This is a genomic window from Caulobacter sp. AVps18, assembly GCF_058681425.1.
Window position 1 is genome coordinate 4487240 of record NZ_CM178737.1, and the last position, 16248, is coordinate 4503487.

The 16248-nt window shown below is 70.6% G+C and carries 20 protein-coding genes; 3 read left to right on the top strand and 17 right to left on the bottom strand.

What is annotated here, in order from left to right; translation table 11 throughout:
• Positions 1-41: 41 nt before the first annotated feature.
• The 4 genes from ACW179_RS20440 to ACW179_RS20455 form a co-directional block, all read right to left on the bottom strand.
• Positions 42-3869: a baseplate multidomain protein megatron gene (locus tag ACW179_RS20440; RefSeq protein ID WP_492061572.1), complete on the bottom strand. Its 3828-nt coding sequence runs from the start codon at positions 3867-3869 to the stop codon at positions 42-44.
• Complete coding sequence (locus ACW179_RS20445) at positions 3857-4297, bottom strand: C40 family peptidase (RefSeq protein WP_492061574.1); 441 nt, start codon at positions 4295-4297, stop codon at positions 3857-3859. Before ACW179_RS20445 ends, ACW179_RS20440 begins: the two co-directional genes overlap by 13 nt.
• A 152-nt stretch (positions 4298-4449) precedes the next feature.
• Positions 4450-5100, bottom strand: coding sequence for a phage/gene transfer agent baseplate hub protein (locus tag ACW179_RS20450; RefSeq protein ID WP_492061575.1), 651 nt, complete (start codon positions 5098-5100; stop codon positions 4450-4452).
• Entirely contained in the window at positions 5100-5732 is a 633-nt protein-coding gene (locus ACW179_RS20455; protein WP_492061577.1) for a phage distal tail protein, Rcc01695 family, read from the bottom strand. Before ACW179_RS20455 ends, ACW179_RS20450 begins: the two co-directional genes overlap by 1 nt.
• Before the next feature lie 140 nt (positions 5733-5872).
• On the opposite strand from ACW179_RS20455, the gene ACW179_RS20460 reads away from it, so the two are divergent.
• The gene (locus ACW179_RS20460; protein WP_492061579.1) at positions 5873-6331 is read left to right on the top strand and encodes a DUF805 domain-containing protein; all 459 of its coding nucleotides are present in this window, start codon (positions 5873-5875) and stop codon (positions 6329-6331) included.
• A 123-nt stretch (positions 6332-6454) separates the two neighbouring features.
• Here the strand turns inward: ACW179_RS20460 and ACW179_RS20465 are convergent, their stop codons facing one another.
• The 7 genes from ACW179_RS20465 to ACW179_RS20495 form a co-directional block, all read right to left on the bottom strand.
• Positions 6455-6976, bottom strand: a complete 522-nt coding sequence (locus ACW179_RS20465) for a phage tail tape measure protein (RefSeq protein WP_492061581.1) — start codon at positions 6974-6976, stop codon at positions 6455-6457.
• Positions 6973-7155 (bottom strand): phage tail assembly chaperone, encoded by a 183-nt coding sequence (locus ACW179_RS20470; protein WP_492061583.1) that lies wholly within the window; start codon positions 7153-7155, stop codon positions 6973-6975. Before ACW179_RS20470 ends, ACW179_RS20465 begins: the two co-directional genes overlap by 4 nt.
• Complete coding sequence (locus ACW179_RS20475; protein ID WP_492061585.1) at positions 7152-7436, bottom strand: GTA-gp10 family protein; 285 nt, start codon at positions 7434-7436, stop codon at positions 7152-7154. The genes ACW179_RS20470 and ACW179_RS20475 overlap by 4 nt, the downstream gene beginning before the upstream one ends.
• Before the next feature lie 139 nt (positions 7437-7575).
• Positions 7576-7992 carry a phage major tail protein, TP901-1 family gene (locus ACW179_RS20480; RefSeq protein WP_492061587.1) on the bottom strand — a complete coding sequence of 139 codons (417 nt, stop codon included), beginning with the start codon at positions 7990-7992 and terminating at the stop codon, positions 7576-7578.
• A gap of 25 nt (positions 7993-8017) precedes the next feature.
• The gene (locus ACW179_RS20485; protein WP_492061589.1) at positions 8018-8413 is read right to left on the bottom strand and encodes a DUF3168 domain-containing protein; all 396 of its coding nucleotides are present in this window, start codon (positions 8411-8413) and stop codon (positions 8018-8020) included.
• The gene (locus tag ACW179_RS20490; protein ID WP_492061591.1) at positions 8410-8679 is read right to left on the bottom strand and encodes a head-tail connector protein; all 270 of its coding nucleotides are present in this window, start codon (positions 8677-8679) and stop codon (positions 8410-8412) included. The genes ACW179_RS20485 and ACW179_RS20490 overlap by 4 nt, the downstream gene beginning before the upstream one ends.
• 145 nt (positions 8680-8824) lie before the next feature.
• On the bottom strand, positions 8825-10048 hold the full coding sequence (locus ACW179_RS20495) for a phage major capsid protein (RefSeq protein WP_492061593.1): 1224 nt from the start codon (positions 10046-10048) through the stop codon (positions 8825-8827).
• A gap of 181 nt (positions 10049-10229) precedes the next feature.
• On the opposite strand from ACW179_RS20495, the gene ACW179_RS20500 reads away from it, so the two are divergent.
• Entirely contained in the window at positions 10230-10586 is a 357-nt protein-coding gene (locus ACW179_RS20500) for a bleomycin resistance protein (RefSeq protein ID WP_492061595.1), read from the top strand.
• Positions 10587-11114: 528 nt separating this feature from the next.
• Here ACW179_RS20500 and ACW179_RS20505 read toward each other — a convergent pair.
• From ACW179_RS20505 to ACW179_RS20515, 3 genes are all read right to left on the bottom strand, one after another.
• Positions 11115-11525 (bottom strand): HK97 family phage prohead protease, encoded by a 411-nt coding sequence (locus ACW179_RS20505; RefSeq protein WP_492061597.1) that lies wholly within the window; start codon positions 11523-11525, stop codon positions 11115-11117.
• A gap of 143 nt (positions 11526-11668) precedes the next feature.
• The gene (locus ACW179_RS20510; RefSeq protein ID WP_492061599.1) at positions 11669-11908 is read right to left on the bottom strand and encodes a hypothetical protein; all 240 of its coding nucleotides are present in this window, start codon (positions 11906-11908) and stop codon (positions 11669-11671) included.
• 146 nt (positions 11909-12054) lie between these two features.
• Positions 12055-13200, bottom strand: a complete 1146-nt coding sequence (locus ACW179_RS20515; protein ID WP_492061601.1) for a phage portal protein — start codon at positions 13198-13200, stop codon at positions 12055-12057.
• Positions 13201-13372: 172 nt separating this feature from the next.
• Between ACW179_RS20515 and ACW179_RS20520 the strand changes: the two genes are divergently transcribed.
• Positions 13373-13762 (top strand): endonuclease domain-containing protein, encoded by a 390-nt coding sequence (locus ACW179_RS20520; RefSeq protein WP_492061603.1) that lies wholly within the window; start codon positions 13373-13375, stop codon positions 13760-13762.
• Between the two features lie 80 nt (positions 13763-13842).
• Here ACW179_RS20520 and ACW179_RS20525 read toward each other — a convergent pair whose 3' ends face one another.
• The 3 genes from ACW179_RS20525 to ACW179_RS20535 form a co-directional block, all read right to left on the bottom strand.
• On the bottom strand, positions 13843-14958 hold the full coding sequence (locus tag ACW179_RS20525) for a DNA-packaging protein (protein ID WP_492061605.1): 1116 nt from the start codon (positions 14956-14958) through the stop codon (positions 13843-13845).
• On the bottom strand, positions 14888-15379 hold the full coding sequence (locus tag ACW179_RS20530) for a hypothetical protein (protein ID WP_492061606.1): 492 nt from the start codon (positions 15377-15379) through the stop codon (positions 14888-14890). The genes ACW179_RS20525 and ACW179_RS20530 overlap by 71 nt, the downstream gene beginning before the upstream one ends.
• 363 nt (positions 15380-15742) lie before the next feature.
• Positions 15743-16228, bottom strand: a complete 486-nt coding sequence (locus ACW179_RS20535) for a YcgN family cysteine cluster protein (RefSeq protein WP_492061608.1) — start codon at positions 16226-16228, stop codon at positions 15743-15745.
• Between the last annotated feature and the right edge of the window lie 20 nt (positions 16229-16248).

Genomic DNA, 16248 nt, shown 5'->3' on the forward strand with positions numbered 1-16248 from the left:
GGCCGTTCGCAGCGCCGCGCAAGCCAATTGTTGCATTATTATCACAGCAACTGCGTTACGGAGACGCCCCAACCCGCCACATCAGAGCCCTGCGCCACCTCGACGCTCAGGATACCAGCGGTTCCGGCGGCCAGGTCGGCGGCGCGCAGGGCGGCGGTATAGACGAAGCCCGGCGTCGCAAGCTGCGTCTCGCGAACCACGACGGCGCCGTTCAGCACCCTCAGGCGCCAGACCTCGACCGTCTCGCCCAGCGCCACCTCGCCGTCCCAGGCATCACCGCCCAGCCGCGTGCGGCGGATCCAGCTGATCAACCGGTCGCCGCCCGAGACCTTCACCCGCAGATGGGCCGGGGCCAGGGGCCGCAGGGCGCGCCCCGTCCAGCTGACGGCGACCTGGCTCATCGCAGGGCCGGAGGGCGGTCCACCGGCCGGCGCGGCGCGGACGAGCAGGCTTGAGCCCCGCTCGAAGGCCGCGACCTCCAGCCGGGGCAAGGCCTCGTCCAGCAGCACCACCGCTGCGCCGGCCGGGATGGCGGCGGCGGCGGTCATGCCGTCGCGCTGACCGCGCAGCAGGCCGGAAAGCGTCCAGACATCCGGTCCGACCAGGGTGGCGGTCGTAAAACCGATAATCTCCCACTCGCCCGTCGCCGCCTGCACCGCCAGGGCGTTGGCACCCGCCAGGGTCGCGGCCAGGGATCGGGACGACAGGCTCTGGCCCTCAAGGCGCACGGTCAGGGTCCCCGCCCGGTCCAGCCGGTGCGACGAGGCCGGCGGCAGGTCGGCGAGGGTCTGGCCCAGGGTGGCGGGCGCAGCGACGGCGGCGCGCAGGGTCAGGCTGTCCAGATCCCCGCCGGCATGCAGGTCCAGAGGACGCCAGGGCTCGGCGGCGGCCGCGACCAGAGGCCGGGCGTCGTCCTCCGCGCCGGGGGCAGAGGGCAGGTCCAGCACATGCAGCACCGGCGGCCCGGCCGGCTCGCGCGGCGGGGCAGGCGTCCAGTCCACGGTCGGGGCGACGGCCACGGCGGTCAGGGCCGGGGCCAGCGCCGCGCGGGGCTGCTCGTCCAGATCGACGCGCAAAACCCGCCAGGTCCCGCCCTCGAAGGCCAGCCGCTCGCCGGTCTCCAGCCTAAGGGCGGCCAGGGGCGACAGATGCGCCGTCACCTCGCGCCGGGCGGCCGTATCCGCGTCCAGCAGGCGCTGGGCCACGGCAGAGGCCTCGGCCGCCGCCAGCACCAGCGGCGCTTCGGCATCGCCGCTCCCCTCGCCTGCGTCGCGCCGCACGCTGACCGATCCGACCTGATAGTCGCGGGCCGCATCAATGAACCGCAGGCGCAGGGTCTCAATCGGATCGGTCAGGGTGCGGCCGGCGGTGACCGGCGCGGGACGATCCTCGGGCCAGGCCAGATCGGCCTCGATCAGGGTGCCGGTCGCAGGGCCCGAACGCGACACCAGCCGCACCCCGTCGCCCCGTTCCACCGCATCCAGCCCGAAGGCCTCCAGCAGCGGCGAGAGGGCGTCGCGCAGGCGCATGGGCCGGTCGATCACATAGCCCACGGCCACGCCACCCGCCTCGCCCACGTCCAGCGACACCCCCGCCCGCGCCGCCAGGGCGGCGATCAGTTCGGGCAGGGGCGCGATACCCGCCCGGCCGTTCAGCCAGTGGCCCAGCAGCCAGTTTGGCCCATCGGCCCAGACCCCGCTGCGGGCTGGAAAGTCGGGAAACGGCCGCGCATCCCAGCACCAGGCGCTGGCCGCCTCGATCATCGGCCCGCCATAGACCGGCGAGACCGGATTGGCGGCCGGGTCGGCGATCCAGTCCAGCACCGCCTCCAGCAGCCGCCGCTGGGCAAGATCATCGCGCGCGCCGGTCGAATAGGGCGGCAGGCCGCTTTCCATGCTCTTGGCGTCGATAAACAGGTTGGGCGCATTGGCTCCCTTGTCGACGGCGGGACAGCCGAACTCGATCAGACGGATCGGCTTGCTGCGCGCAACCCAGGCCGTGGGCGTGGCAGACCGCACGCCGCCGGGCCGGTCATGGTGGGCGTTGCTCCACCAGCTCTTCAGGTCCTTGGGCCGGAACATCCAGGCCTCGCCATGGGTGCCGTCGGTGATGGCGGTGCGGCTCTGGGCGTCGCGGTCGGCGGAGCTGGCATAGAACCAGTCGAACCCCTCCCCGCCCGTCAGCCCGGCGCGCAGATAGGGAGCCTCGTGAGGGCCGGCAAAACCCGCCGCCGCGTCCAGATGCCCCGCCCCCTCGCGCCAGTCGGTGACGGGGGGATAGAAATCCACGCCCACGAAGTCGATGACCGGATCGCTCCACAGCGGATCGAGGTGGAACACCGCATGGCCGGGGCCGTCGGCGGGGTGGTGGCCGAAATACTCGCTCCAGTCGGCGGCGTAGCCGATCTTCGTCCCCGCCCCGACCATTGAGCGCACATCACCAGCAAGCGTTTTCAGCGCCGCGACAGCCGGATAGGTCCCGCCTGCGCCGCGCACCGTGGTCAGGCCCCGCAACTCCGAGCCGATCAGAAAACCGTCCACCCCGCCCGCCAGTTGGGCCAGCCGGGCATAGTGCAGCACCATCCGCCGAAAGCCCCAGTCGGCCCCGCCGGTAAAGCTGGGCAAGCCGTCGCTAACCCCGAACTGGGCGGGCGTAGCGCTGCCGAAGAAGGCCGAGACCTGGCTGGCCGCGTCGGCGCTGCCATCGGGCGAACCCGGCCGTCCTGGCGCCGGGTGGCAGGTGATCCGCCCCCGCCAGGGATAGGCGCCCTGCTCTACCCCGCCATAGGGATCAGCCAGGCCCGACCCCGCCGGCACGTCCATCAGCACGAACGGATAGAGCGTCACCTTCAAACCGCGCCGCCTGATCTCGGCAATGGCCTGCCGCACCGCCCGGTCGGCGGGCGTGCCGCCATAGGCCAGGGTGCCGTCATCGGTGGAGAGCAGGCGCGCGCCAGACCGGTCCACGCCCCCGGCCCGCCAGTCGAACGGCAGGGTGGCCTTGTCGGCCTGCTCGACGCCCGGCCGGATCTGGCAGGCGCCGCAGCGCAGGTCGGTGCCGAACCACGACACCACCAGGGTCACATGATCGACGGCCGGCAGCTGGGCCTGAAGCTGGTCCAGCGAGACCACCAGATCGGCCCGCCCCTCGCTGTTGTTGACGCTTTCCGCCCGCGTGCGGGTCAGGCCGTCGCGGCGCAGCACCGCGTCGGTGGCATAGACAAATTCTCCGGCACCCGGGATCAGGCACACCCCCGTCAGCCGCTCTTCCAGCCCCGGCGCGGCACCCGGCGCGCGGGGGCGGCGAAAGACCTCGAACGACAACTGCGGCGGCCGGTTGCCGAACGCCTCCAGCGGCAGATCCTCAAACACCACATAGGCCAGGTCGCGATAGGCCGGGGCCGCGCCGTCGATGGCCTGGATCAGCGGATCGGGGGCCTGATCGGCCTCGCCGCGATGCAGGCGCATCGTGACGCCGGTCATGTCCATCACCTTGCCGTCGGCCCAGACCCGGCCGATGCCGTCGATGGGTCCCTCGGCCACGGCGACGGCGAACGACAGGCTGTAAGCGTAGGACGCCGTGCGCGGCCCCTTGCCGCCGCCGACCCGCCCCTCGATCCGCCGCTCGCGAAACCGCGCCGCCCAGATCACCTGACCGCCCACCCGGGCGCGACCCAGCACGCAGGGGATCGCCGCCCCCTCGGCCGCGCCGGTGATGCGCAGTTGCGGGATGCGCGGCCCCACCTTCCGGGCCGGGGTCAGGCTGCTGATTGCGGCGCTGTCGATCACGCCGCCGATCACCGCGCCGATGGTGCCGCCCACAGCCCCGCCGAGCGCAGCGCCCACCGACGACAGGACTAGCTGGGCCATGTCTTGAACTCCTGAGGAAATTGAAAGGCCGCCACCAGGCGCTCGCGCCACCAGCGGCCCAGCCAGCTCTCGACGCAGGCCCGGCCCCAATAGGCGTGGATCATCCGGTCAGGGGCGCTCATCACCGCGCAGTGCTTGGCGGGAACGCCGGGGCTGATGCGGAACACCAGCACGTCGCCGGGCCTGGCGCGGGCGAGGTCCAGCGGCACCAGCCAGCGGCCAAACGCCTCCAGCAGACGCTCTCCGCCGCCCACCTCGGCCCAGTCGGGGCGGTAGGGCGGCAGGCTTTCCGGCTCGTCGCCATAAAGCCCCCGCCAGACCCCGCGCACCAGGCCCAGACAGTCGGCGCCGGCGCCCAGGGTGCTGGCCTGATGGCGGTAGGGCGTGCCCAGCCACTGGCGGGCGTGGGCCAGGGCGGCGGTGTGCACAGCAAGATCCTCCCCCTCTGGGGGAGGTGGCCCAGCGGGCCGGAGGGGGCAGCGCCGGCCTAGCGGAAGAAGCTGGCCGGCCTTCGCCGCGACGGCCCCCTCAGTCCCTCCGGGACAGCTCCCCCAGAGGGGGAGCATCTCTTTCTCCCCCCTCACCGCCGTCCCCCGTCATGGCGTTCGCCTTCGGACGGATACAGCGTCAGGAAGTCCTCGCCCGGCGTCGTGGGAAAGCCCCGGAAATTGACGCCATTGGCGAACACATCCACGCAGCTGCGCCAGCGCCGGTCACAGCGCGCGCCGGGATGGGCCGAAACATCCACGCCGCAGCGGCCATCGCCCAGCGCCGCGTCGCACAGGCGGCCGACCGTGCGGCCGGCCACGCGGTCCAGCGCCGCCAGCGGCCCCTCCAGATCGGCGGTGAAGCCTTCGCCCTCGCGGCGCAGGCGGGCAATGCGGGCGCTCCACAGCCGCACGCGCAGATCCGGCTGCGACCAGTCGACAAGCCAGCAGGCCACGCGGGCGCCGTCATAAAGCCCCGCCTCGATATCGGCGGCGGTGATGGCCTCATCGTCCAGCGCACCCAGGGCGGCGGCCAGGCCGGGCGAGAGACCGGCCGCCGTTTCATGCGCCCCGGCGGTCCAGCCGGTCGCGGCGCGGCAGGTGACGCCCTCGACCGCCAAGTCGGCGTCATGATCGGTAAAGCCCATCGCCGTCCCGTCGGCACGGGTCAGGACGAAGGCGTGGCACAGGCTGGCCGCGCCGCTCGCGATGCGCTCGGCCAGGGCGGTCGGAACGGCACGCATCAGGCCCGCACCTCGACCAGCGGACAGGCGGTGACCCGCGCCGCCGCAAAGCCGTCCATCTGGATGTCCAGCCGGTCCAGATCGAACCTCACGGGGGTGTCGAACTCGAACCCCGCCGTCACCGCTGCGCCGGTGACGGGGGCGACGACCAGGGTGACGAGGCCCGTAGCCGCATCGACGCTGAACGCCGCCGGGGCCTGGACGACGCCCGCCACCGCCAGCTTGACCGTGCCGGCCACCGGCTTGGCGATGGGGCGAACCACTGGCTCGAGGCCGGTTCCATAGGTCTTGACCAGGGCGAAGGTCTTGCGCGCCCCGTCTCCCGTGCCAATCAGCTGGTCGGTCGCAGCCGGCTGCAGGGACGGCGCGCACGACTTGAAGTCGGCCGGATCGCGGAACCGGAAGCCATACAGCCGCCCGCGCCGCGCCTCAAAAAAGGCGACCAGCTCTGCCGCCTCGTCCAGCGGCCGCGAGGCCGTGGCGATCAGATACCGCCGCCGCCCCTGCGCCCACGGGCTGGAGCGCCGCTCGTGCCCCGAGCCCAGGGTGACCACGGCCGTGCGCCGCTCGACACCGCCGGTGCAGCCGAACGCCAGCCGCGCCGGCAGGCGTGTTTCATGGAAGGCGCTCATGGGCGGCTCCTGATGTTTCTGGGGATGGGGGAATGGGCGGCGAAGGACGCCGACCGCCATTAAGTCTGCGTCATGACCCGCTTTTCACTTCGTTTGCGGGGCGCCGGCCACTAGGTTCCGGGTCGAGATTGGAGACCAAGATGGACTGGAAGAACCTGTTCTTTTCGCCCGAGGGCCGCATCGGCCGGCAGGCCTTCTGGATCGGTTGGCTGTGCCTGCTGGGCGCCAATGTGGTGGCCGGCTGGATACCGTTCTTCGGCTGGGCGCTTTCGCTTGTGACGATCTATTGCTCGGTCTGTATCCACAACAAGCGTCTGCACGACATGGGTCAGACCGGCTGGTGGCAGGTGCTGCCCTGGGTCTTCGGCCCGGTGCTGGTGTTCGGCTCCATCGCCTCGGTGGGCATTACCGCGATCATGGCGGGCGTCCGTGGCGGCGAGCCCGAACTGGCGGTGCTGAGCGCCGTGGGCGGCCTGTTCATCGCCTGCTTCATCGCCTTCGCCATCTGGCTGGCCTTCACCCTGTGGGTCGGCTGCAGCCTGGGCGAACCCCGCGAGAACAAGTACGGCCCCGCGCCGCAGACGGCGGTTGTGATCTGAGGTGAGAGGAGATGCTCCCCCTCTGGGGGAGCTGTCACGGAGTGACTGAGGGGGTTTCTTCGGCATAGGCCGAGCTGCCCCCTCCGGCCCTTCGGGCCACCTCCCCCAAAGGGGGAGGATCTTTTAAAGCCCCCGCGCCCCCAAACTCACCGCCCGCGCCAGGGCCTGGGCCAGCTGAGCATCCGACCGCGCCAGGCCTGCCGCGTCGCCACCCTGCACATTGACGACCACCGATACGCCCCCGCCGCCCAGCGGCTCGATACTGCCGGCCCCGCTGGGACGGAACAGCTCGGGGCCGCGCTCGCCGACCAGATAGGCGCCGCCGGGCAGCACCGGACCGCCGTCGGCGCGGGCTCCGGCAAAGGCGCTCGACAGCGCCTGGGCCAGCCCCCCGTCAGACCCGCCGCCCGACATCCCCGCACCGACCGCCGCCACCACCGCCCGGGCCAGTTCGGCCAGCGACACCTCGCCGTCGGCAGCGGCGCGGGCCAGCGACTTGACCAGGCTGGAACCCGCCCGGGCGAAGGCCTCGTCTATCGCCCCGGCGGCCTTTTCAGCTGGAGCTTTCAGGGACTCCAGCGCCGCCGCCGCCTCAGCGGCACGGGCAGGCAGGCTGGAAAGGCCGTCCTCTTCAAAACCGCTCATGCGGACATCTCCTCATCGGGAAAGCGGGCGATCAGGGCGTCGAGCCCGGCGCGGCCCAGCACGGGGGCCGGCGGGGTCGCGGTCAGGGCCCGCCATTCGGCGAGCGACAGCCGCCAAAAGGCCTCGGGGGTGATGCGCAGCGACGCGGCCAGCCGCAGGGCGGCGCTCCAGCCGCTCATGCCGAGGCGGCCAGGGCGGCGGCCACAGCGGCGACGGCCTCGGGCACGGTGACGCCGGCTCCAGCCTCGACAGGCTCGCCGCCGCCGTCCAGCAGGGCCGCCAGCACGGCCATCAGCTCGCGCGCGCTCAAGCGCTCCATCCGGGCCGGCAGCTCGCGCCAGTCGCCCAGGTCCAGCGCCGCCTCGATCCGGGCCAGGGCGCCCAGGGTCAGGCACAGCCGGCGCGGGGCTCCGGCCAGGGTCACGACCACCTCGCCGCGCGCAGGGTTTGGGGGAAGCATGGGGGGTCTCCTGCAAGAAGATGCTCCCCCTCTGGGGGAGCTGTCGCGGAGCGACTGAGGGGGCCTTCACGGTACTCGCCGCGCTGCCCCCTCCGGCCTTTCAGGCCACCTCCCCCAGAGGGGGAGGATCATCGGCCGTCTAAATCGCCGTGAACGTCACCGCCCCGGCTGAGGCCAGGCTGAGCGCAAAGGCCGCTTCGCCGTCGTGCTGGCCGGCATATTCCAGGGCCGCCACCAGGAACGGCCCTTCAAGCTGGCCAAAGTCGGGGATGGTCAGCCGCCAGGTGCGGGCCGACTGGTCAAAGAAGCTCTGGCGGACCTGGGCGTCGGAGGCGGCGTCGCGAAACACCCCTGCCCCCGACACAGCGGCCGATCTCACCCCCGCCCCGGCCAGCAGCTCGCGCCAGCGGCCGGTGCTGTCGCTGTCGGTGGCGTCGATGGTGCGGGCATTGAGGCTGATGGTCCGGGCCCGCAGGCCCGCCACCGTGACGAAGGTCGGGGTGGGCGCCCCGTCACTGATCTTCAGAAGCATGTCCTTGCCGGCTTGTGCGGCCATGATGGGATCTCCGGTTGTCGAGGGTTCAGCCCGCCTCGCTGACCGCCCGCACACGCACGATCCCGAGGGACTGTTCACGGTCGGCGGCGCGGAAGACGTCGGCATAGGTGACGCGCAGGGTCACCAGGCGGCGACCCGTGAGCGTGGGGCGGGCCTCGTGCAGGGCGGCGCGGACGGCGGCGACCACCGCCCTGGCCTCTTCGGGGCCGCCAAAGCGCGAGACGGCGGTCAGGGTCAGCACATGCTCCAGGCCGTCGCCCTCGCCATAGGGGCGGCTCTCGATGCGGGTGAGCGCCAGGCACGGCAGGGTCGGCACGCGCGGCGCTACGGGATGGATGCGCTGGCCGACGATGGCGGTGACTGCGGGGGCGGCCTTGAGCAGGTCGACCAGGGCCTGGGCCAGCAGGGTGTCGGGGTTCACAGGCGCGCCTTTCGGTAAGGGGCCAGCCACGGCTCGACCAGGGCGAACGGCGGCTCGGCGCCGTCCCTGTGCTCGTAGGCGTGGGCGACCAGGGTCAGGACGGCCAGCCGCAGCGGGGCCGGGCTGGTGGGGGTCAGGGTCAGGCCCGTGGCGCCGCCGACGCGGGCCTCGGCGGCGTCGATCAGCAGGCTGACGGTGGCGTCTTCCGAAGCGTCGGCCACGCGCAGAAAGGCGCGCGCCTCGCTCAGGGTGAGGGCGTTGGGCATGGGATGGGGGGCTTTGTTCTGAAAGGAAGGGGAAAGCCCCCTCCGGCCCTCCGGGCCACCTCCCCCAGAGGGGGAGGATCTAAAAAAGCAGATGCTCCCCCTCTGGGGGAGCTGTCCCGGAGGGACTGAGGGGGTCAGCGCGGCGCTAGCTGACCGCGAACTTCAGCAGCTTCACGGCGTCGAAGTTCTGCACGCCGCCGCCGACGCGCTTGGTGGTGTAGAACAGCACGTGGGGCTTGGCCGAATAGGGGTCGCGCAGCACCCGCACGCCGGCGCGGTCGACGATCAGATAGCCCTTCTCGAAGTCGCCGAAGGCGACAGCGAGGGCGTTGGCAGCCACGTCGGGCATGGCCTCGATCTCGGTGACCGGGAAGCCCAGCAACGACGCCGACTGGCCCGGCTGCAGGGCCGCATTCCAGATGTAGTTGCCTTGCGCGTCCTTGAACTTGCGCACCAGGCTGACCGTGCGGCGGTTGAGCACGAACCGGCCGTTCTGGCGGTACTGGCTTTTGGTCGCATAGATCAGGTCGATCAGCTTGTCGGTCGGGTTGGCGGCCGCAAAGCCGCCCGCCACGCCGGTGGCCACATAGCCGACCTGGCCCCAGGTATACGAAGCGTCGGGCGCAGCGGTGTAGGCCAGCAGGCCCTTGGGCTTGTTGACCCCGTCGCCGCTGACGAAGGCGCTGGTCTCCTGGGCGGAAAAGGCGTCCTGCACCTCCTCGGCCAGCCACTCGTCGATGCTGACATAGGCGTCGTCGAGCAGGGCCTGGGTGGCGGCGGGGCTGGCATAGAGCTCACCGGCCGGGAAGTCGATCACGTCCAGGGTCGGGGCCGTGGTCTCGGGCCGCACGGCGGTCTCGGCCACCCAGGCGGCGGCCAGGCCCGTGGGCGAGACCGGCTTGCGGAAGGTGCCGGCGCTGATGGTGCGCACCTGGCAGATCTCGCGCATCGGGCTGGTGGCCGCCAGGCGACGCAGAATGGCCCGCTCCAGCTCGGGCGGCGCCACATAGCCGCCGGCCGTGGCCACGCCTTCCGACAGACCCTTGGCCTCCAGCAGCAGGGCGGGGGCCTCGCCGGTCTTGATATAGCGGTCGAAGGCGGCCTTGCGCTCGTCCACCCGCGCCAGCGGCGCTTCGCCGTTCAGGGACGGCCGGCGGGTGTCGCTCAGGGCGCGGTCCAGGCGCTGCTGGGCGCGGGCGACGGCCTCGTCGATGCGCTCGACCTTCTCCTCCAGCAGCACATCGGCCCGCTTGGTCTCGATGGCCGACAGGCGCTGATCGTTGGCGGCCTTGAAGCTCTCGAACGCCGCCAGCACCTCATGCAGCATGGCGCGCGCCTCGGGCGAGGCCGCGTGTTTGGTCTCTTTCATGGAGTTCTCCGGTTTGTGGAAAGTCCTCCCCCTGAAGGGGGAGGTGTCGCCCCACCGGGGCGACGGAGGGGGAAGTCGGCCGACGGGAGATCCCTTCCCCCTCCGGCCCTTCGGGCCACCTCCCCCTCTGGGGGGAGGATCTCTGTTGCGCGGCCCCGCCTCATCGGGCGAAGCTGCACGAATGACCGACCACGCCACGCCCAACCTGCCGTCGCGCGACTTCGAGAGCACCGCGCGCTTCTATGCGGCGCTGGGGTTTGAGGCCTCGTGGCGCGACGCCGGCTGGATGATCCTGGAGCGCGGGTCGCTGACGCTGGAATTCTTCCCCTATCCAGACCTCGACCCGGCCATCAGCTCGTTCAGCTGCTGCCTGCGGCTGGACGACCTCGACGGCTTCTATGCGGTCTGCAAGGCGACCGGCCTGCCCGAGACCACGCTCGGCTGGCCCCGCCTGCACCCGCCCCGCGACATGGGCCCGATCATCATGGCGGCCCTGATCGACCCGGACGGGACGCTGGTGCGGCTGATCGGGAACTGAGGGGGTGACATTGATGCCTAATGAACCGCATCAATTTTCAAATAATTATAATAACACAACACCCTTGACCTATAGAAACTCTACCCTATCTCGAATGCTCTGAGGAGAATATTCAATGAGCTGGCCACGAGACAAATACACAGGTCCAGATGGGGGCCTGTATAAGGGCCCAGGCGGAGGCTTATACACAGGCCCAGGCGGGGGCGCGTCGACTGGCCCAGGTGGCGGCCTCTACACTGGTCCGGGAGGAGGCCTCTACACAGGTCCCGATGGAGGACTCTACACCGGTCCGGGTGGCGGAATGTATACCGGGCCTGACGGAGGACTTTATACCGGCCCCGGTGGTGGCCTGTATACCGGCCCCGGTGGCGGCTTATACTCGGGTCCCGGCGGCGGACTTTACTCTGGACCGGGTGGTTATCGGCGTAATATCCCGCCAATTGACCGCTTCGTCTTGGAGTTGGAAAAACGCGGTTTTCACCAGCAAGCAGCGTTATTGCGACGACACTGGAAGCTCGCTGCACCGGACTAGGAAACCCGCAACCGCGCGCCCGGCAGCATCGGGAACGTCACCACCGACACCTCCCAAAGCTCCACCCGTTTCAGCACCCGCAAGGCACCGTCCTGGCGGGCCTTGACCTGGCGAAAGCCGATGGAGAGGCCGTCCAGGGCCCCGGCCTCGACCAGGGCCGCGACCAGCCTGCCGCGCGGTGTCGCGCGCAATATCCGTCCCCGGACGAACAGCCCCTTGGCGTCCTCGACGATCTCGTCCCAGACGCCGATGGGTTCGGCGTTGTCGTGCTGGTGCAGCATCTTCACCCCCGCCGCGCCGGTCTCGGCGAGACTGGCGCCGAAGGCCCCGGCGGCGGTGACGTCGTCATTGAGGTCGCGGGTCCAGAACAGCGAGGCGTGGCCTTCGATGGTCAGGGCGTCGGTCATGGGTGGGGTCCTTTGTTGGAGGGCGGCGACGGCCCCCTCAGTCGCTCCGCGACAGCTCCCCCAGAGGGGGAGCATCTGCGCGGCGTAGATCCTCCCCCTCTGGGGGAGGTGGCCCGGAGGGCCGGAGGGGGCCAGCACAGCGCTCAATCCAGCTTGGCCTCAATCCGGGCCAGCGAAGCCCGCGTCGCGACGGCTTGCTCTTCCAGCCGGGCCAGGCGTTCGGCGACGGGGGCCTGGGCGTCGAGGCGGGTGCGCATCTCGTCGATCCGGGCCGAGGCGCGGCCCGCCCACATCAGGACGGCGGCGGCCTGGAGGATCAGGGTCAAGATCAGGGCGACCGAGACCTGACGGTCCAGTCGCCAGCGGGCGGGTGTGGTGGGCATGGGGTGGGGTCCTTTCTCGAGGGCGGTGATGGCCCCCTCAGTCGCTCCGCGACAGCTCCCCCAGAGGGGGAGCATCTGCGCGGCGCTCGTAGATCCTCCCCCTCTGGGGGAGGTGGCCCGGAGGGCCGGAGGGGGCTAGCTCGGCGCTAACCGTCCAACCCCGCCAGCCGTCGCCGCTCTTCCGGCGTCAGGAAGCTGGCGCCGTCGAGCCGCGCCCACAGGGCGTCGCGCTCGACAGACAGGGCCGGCACGGCGTCGAGGTCGGGGGCGATGCGGGCGCCGGGGAATTTCACCGCCAGCCAGCCGGTCAGGGCGCGGGCGGCGCGCTCGGCCAGGGGCACCACGGTGTGGCGCCAGAAGGCGGCATTGGCTTCGCGATAGTTGGCATAGGTGGCGTCTCCCGGAATGCCCAGCAGTTGCGGCGGCACCCCGAAGGCCAGGGCGATCTCGCGGGCGGCGGCGTGCTTGCCGCCGGTGAAGTCCATCTCGGCCGGGGAGAGCGACATCGGCCGCCAGTCGAGGCCGCCTTCCAAGAGCAGTGGTCGCCCGGCATTGGCGGCCCCCGACTGGGCACCCGCCAGCTCGGCCTTCAGCCGGTCGAACTGCTCGTCGGAAAGCCGGTCGCCGGCGTCGCGGTTGGCATAGACCAGGGCGCCGGAGGGCCTCGCCGAATTGTCCAGCAGGGCCTTGTTCCAGGCGCTGGAGGCATTGTGCACGTCGATGGCAAAGGCCGCGACCTCCAGCGGCGAGAGGCCGTAATGGTCGTTGGTGGGATTGAAGAGCTTTAAGTGCAGCACCGGCAGCCAGCCGTCGGCGTCGCGCCCGATCCGCACCATCCGCCCGCCGGCCTGATAGTCATAGGCGGCCGGCCAGCCGCGCGGACCGGGCACCAGGGTCATGCGGTCGGGCCGCAGGGCGTAAAGCTCGCCCGGCTGGTCGCCCTCCCCCGCCGCTTCCAGATAGGCGTTGCCGGCGGTCTGCAGGTTACCGAAAAACGCCTCCATCAGATCCGGCCCGCCCTGCTCGGGATTGGGCGCGTGCAGCAGGCGTTGCAGCGGATGATCGGGCGCACGCTGGCCCTCATGGAACACCACCAGCGGCGTGGCGGCGGCGGCCTCGGCGATCATCCGCACGCAGCGATAGGCCACGGGGTTCTTGGCAAACCCCTCAGACGCCAGGGCGGCATAGTCGCGCGGCGTCCACTGCGGACGGCCGCCGGTGGTCAGGGCGATCAGCCGGGCGGCGCGGGAGTCTTTTTGCTCAGGTGGACGGGGTTTTCGGAACAGGGGCATAGGGGGCTCCGGTTGAGAACGTATGGTGAACATGTTAGTTTAGGTCGGCGATGGCCCCCTCAGTCGCTTCGCGACAGCTCCCCCAAAGGGGGAGCATCTGTCGCGGCGTAGATCCTCCCCCTCTGGGGGAGGTGGCCCGGAGGGCCGGAGGGGGCCAGCGCAGGAGGCTGACGTGGAAGCTCCCCTACGAACCCGGCTGAACGCCCAGCGGATGCGCGGCGAACTCACATTGCCCGAGGTCTTGCTGTGGCTCTGTCTGAAAGGCAGCCGGCTGAACGGCCTGCACTTTCGCAAACAGCATCCGATGGGGCCGTATGTTCTGGATTTCTACTGCGCCGAGCATCGCTTGGCGGTCGAAGTGGATGGCGAACACCACGCTCTGGATGATCACCCCGAGCTTGATGCGATCCGGGACGCCTGGTTTGCGGCGCGCGGTGTTCGTACTCTTCGGATCACCGCCCGCGACGTCTTGGCGTCCCCTGATGCTGCGGCCGCCGGGATCCTTGAATATCTAGGCAAACTAGATGCTCCCCCTCCGGGGGAGCTGTCGCGGAGCGACTGAGGGGGCCTTCGCGACCAATGCCGAGCTGACCCCCTCCGGCCCTCTGGGCCACCTCCCCCAGAGGGGGAGGATCTCCATTCTCAAAGCGTTCGAAGGCGCGGTGCCCCGCGCCCGCCCAGCATCAGGTCGCTGACGGCCCAGACCAGGGCGTCGGCGCGGTCGGGGCTGTGCCCGAGATCCCCCGTGCCCAGGGCCATCAGTTCCTCCTCCAGCGCGGCGAAGTTGCCGCAGTGAATGACCCTCCCCTGCTCGTACAGGGCCGCCACCGGTTCGGCCCTCGCCCGCTTGCCCAGCGAGGCCCGCACCAGCTTGATCGCGCAGGGCGGGTCGGCCTGGGCCAGCACGGCGCGGACCATGTCGCCGCCCTGGTTGGCTTCGGCGACCAGGGCGTGGGCGGCAAACTCGCGCGCTGCCGCCACCGCCGTCTGGGCCCAGCCGTGGGGCGAGAGGCCCCTGGCCGAGCGGTCGGCCAGGATGAAGGCGCGGCCGCCCAGACAGCCGGCCACCACGATGCCGCAGGCGTCGCCGGTGGCGGTGGCCGGCGGGTCGACCGCCACCACCACCCGCTCGAAACGCGGCGGAACCGCGCCCCGGCAGCGGGCCAGGTCCTCGGCGCGGAACAGGCCGCCCTCGTCCTCGACGATGACGCCCTCCAGTTCCTGGGCCGCCAGGCGGGTGCCGCCATAGAGGCTGTGCAAGGTCGAGAGAAAGGCCGGGGCCAGGTTGTCGGCATTGGCCGCCGTCCCGGCCCTTGTCAGCGCCACGCCGGGCTCGGCGATCAGAGTCTTCAGGGCCCGGATCGGCCGGGGCGTGGTGGTGATCACCAGCCGGGGATCCTCGCCCAGCCGCAGCCCAAACCGCAGCATGGCCAGGGTTTCGGCCGGCTTGGGCCAGGCGCAGAACTCGTCGGCCCAGGCGGCGTGGAACTGCGGGCCGCGCAAGCTGTCGGGGTCTTCGGCCGAGAAGGCATAGGCGACGGCGCCGTTTGGCCAGACCAGACGCTTGCGCGAGGTCTGCCACTGGGGCTGGAAGGCTGGGCCGCTCATGGCCCGCAGGCCGGAGGGACCGTCGATCATCACTTCGCGCACATCGTGGAGCGTGGCACCCACCAGGGCCAGATTGGGGTTAGACAGGGCGCTCCAGACCATCCAGCGCGCTCCGGCGAAGGTCTTGCCCGCGCCCCTTCCGCCCAACATCAGCCAGGTGGACCAGTCCAGGTGTTCGGGCTGGTGCTGGTGGGGCAGCGGCTCCGTCAAACAGACGCTGAGCAGGGCTTGTTGCTCCTCGAGACTCAGGGGCGCCAGCGCCTCGATGATGATCGCCTCCCTCTCGGCGCTTGAGTTCGATGAGGTCAGCAACGCGGCCGATCTTGGCGACAAGAGCGGCCTGAAGCTCGGCGGGGTCGTCAGGGATGTTGTCATGCATGGGGGTCTCTTCCACGGGTGCCGCCTTTGCAGGTTTTCGGGCGACGGGCTGTTCCTTGGCGACCATGACCATGATCGCCCGCGTGGTGCGGGCGTGCACGCCATAGGTCTCCGCCTTGCGTTTGGAGAGGACCACGGCGGCGACCTCGGTCGCGGCCTTGGTGGTCTCCCACTCGGCGTCCATTTCCTTCATGAGCCGGTCCTGGTGCGTCTCGCCCCACTCCCGAACTCTCTCGCTTCTCTGGGCCATGGCATAAAGATACGGGACCAGCGGGCGCGTCTGATCCAGACCCGTGAGAAAGTTTCAAGTGATTGAATTTATGCAGGTCTGTCAGCTATCCGCCGGGGATGGAGGGCGCTGTATCCCCGTAGTCGGGGCATTGGGGGGCGCGCATACGGCCGTCTTCCCGGACAAGCCCGGTATGGCCGGGCGCCGATCCGGAATGACAGCAGCTTTGTGAGCGGGTCAGCGGACTGCGGTAAAGCCTCTGAAGGCGTGAGGGGCTGTGGATAACTCCACCCTCTTCCCTCTCCTCTTGCGGGAGAAGGGAAACGCTCAGTCCTCCGGATCGTAAGGCTCATCCCCACGGTCGGCCATCAGGTCGGTGGCCACGAAGTCCATGGCGTCCTCGGCGTCGGTGAAGCTGAGCTCGCTGACGGTCTGGTCCCGCACCGAGATGCCCTGCTTGTGGGTGCTGTCGGGATCGCCGGTGACCAGGGGGTGCCAGTCGGGCAGGGTCTTGCCCTCGTGCAGGCGGCGATAGGCGCAGGAGGGCGGCATCCAGGCCAGGTCTTCGATATTGTGCGGGGTCAGCTTGATGCAGTCGGGCACGGTCTTGCGGCGGTTCGCATAGTCCTTGCAGGTGCAGCGGTGCTCGTCGAACAGCTGGCAATGCACGCGGGTCGGGATCACCTCGCCGGTATCTTCGTCTTCGAAGCGAACAAGGCAGCAAAGCCCGCAGCCATCGCATAGGCTCTCCCATTCGGGGACCGTCATCTGATGGAGGGATTTGGTTTCCCAGAAAGGTTTGCGCGAGGCCATCCGCGCGTCCTAAACCGAAT

What these genes read in the sequence shown, in the direction of transcription:
- ACW179_RS20450 (WP_492061575.1), bottom strand. Translation starts at nt 5,100, where the DNA reads ATGCGTGCCGTTCCGACCGCCCTGGCCGAGCGCATCGCGAGCGGCGCG.
- ACW179_RS20475 (WP_492061585.1), bottom strand. Translation starts at nt 7,436, where the DNA reads ATGCTTCCCCCAAACCCTGCGCGCGGCGAGGTGGTCGTGACCCTGGCC.
- ACW179_RS20525 (WP_492061605.1), bottom strand. Translation starts at nt 14,958, where the DNA reads ATGTTGGGCGGAAGGGGCGCGGGCAAGACCTTCGCCGGAGCGCGCTGG.
- ACW179_RS20460 (WP_492061579.1), top strand. Translation starts at nt 5,873, where the DNA reads ATGGACTGGAAGAACCTGTTCTTTTCGCCCGAGGGCCGCATCGGCCGG.
- ACW179_RS20455 (WP_492061577.1), bottom strand. Translation starts at nt 5,732, where the DNA reads ATGAGCGCCTTCCATGAAACACGCCTGCCGGCGCGGCTGGCGTTCGGC.
- ACW179_RS20535 (WP_492061608.1), bottom strand. Translation starts at nt 16,228, where the DNA reads ATGGCCTCGCGCAAACCTTTCTGGGAAACCAAATCCCTCCATCAGATG.
- ACW179_RS20465 (WP_492061581.1), bottom strand. Translation starts at nt 6,976, where the DNA reads ATGAGCGGTTTTGAAGAGGACGGCCTTTCCAGCCTGCCTGCCCGTGCC.
- ACW179_RS20505 (WP_492061597.1), bottom strand. Translation starts at nt 11,525, where the DNA reads ATGACCGACGCCCTGACCATCGAAGGCCACGCCTCGCTGTTCTGGACC.
- ACW179_RS20440 (WP_492061572.1), bottom strand. Translation starts at nt 3,869, where the DNA reads ATGGCCCAGCTAGTCCTGTCGTCGGTGGGCGCTGCGCTCGGCGGGGCT.
- ACW179_RS20495 (WP_492061593.1), bottom strand. Translation starts at nt 10,048, where the DNA reads ATGAAAGAGACCAAACACGCGGCCTCGCCCGAGGCGCGCGCCATGCTG.
- ACW179_RS20470 (WP_492061583.1), bottom strand. Translation starts at nt 7,155, where the DNA reads ATGAGCGGCTGGAGCGCCGCCCTGCGGCTGGCCGCGTCGCTGCGCATC.
- ACW179_RS20490 (WP_492061591.1), bottom strand. Translation starts at nt 8,679, where the DNA reads ATGCCCAACGCCCTCACCCTGAGCGAGGCGCGCGCCTTTCTGCGCGTG.
- ACW179_RS20480 (WP_492061587.1), bottom strand. Translation starts at nt 7,992, where the DNA reads ATGGCCGCACAAGCCGGCAAGGACATGCTTCTGAAGATCAGTGACGGG.
- ACW179_RS20515 (WP_492061601.1), bottom strand. Translation starts at nt 13,200, where the DNA reads ATGCCCCTGTTCCGAAAACCCCGTCCACCTGAGCAAAAAGACTCCCGC.
- ACW179_RS20510 (WP_492061599.1), bottom strand. Translation starts at nt 11,908, where the DNA reads ATGCCCACCACACCCGCCCGCTGGCGACTGGACCGTCAGGTCTCGGTC.
- ACW179_RS20500 (WP_492061595.1), top strand. Translation starts at nt 10,230, where the DNA reads ATGACCGACCACGCCACGCCCAACCTGCCGTCGCGCGACTTCGAGAGC.
- ACW179_RS20530 (WP_492061606.1), bottom strand. Translation starts at nt 15,379, where the DNA reads ATGAAGGAAATGGACGCCGAGTGGGAGACCACCAAGGCCGCGACCGAG.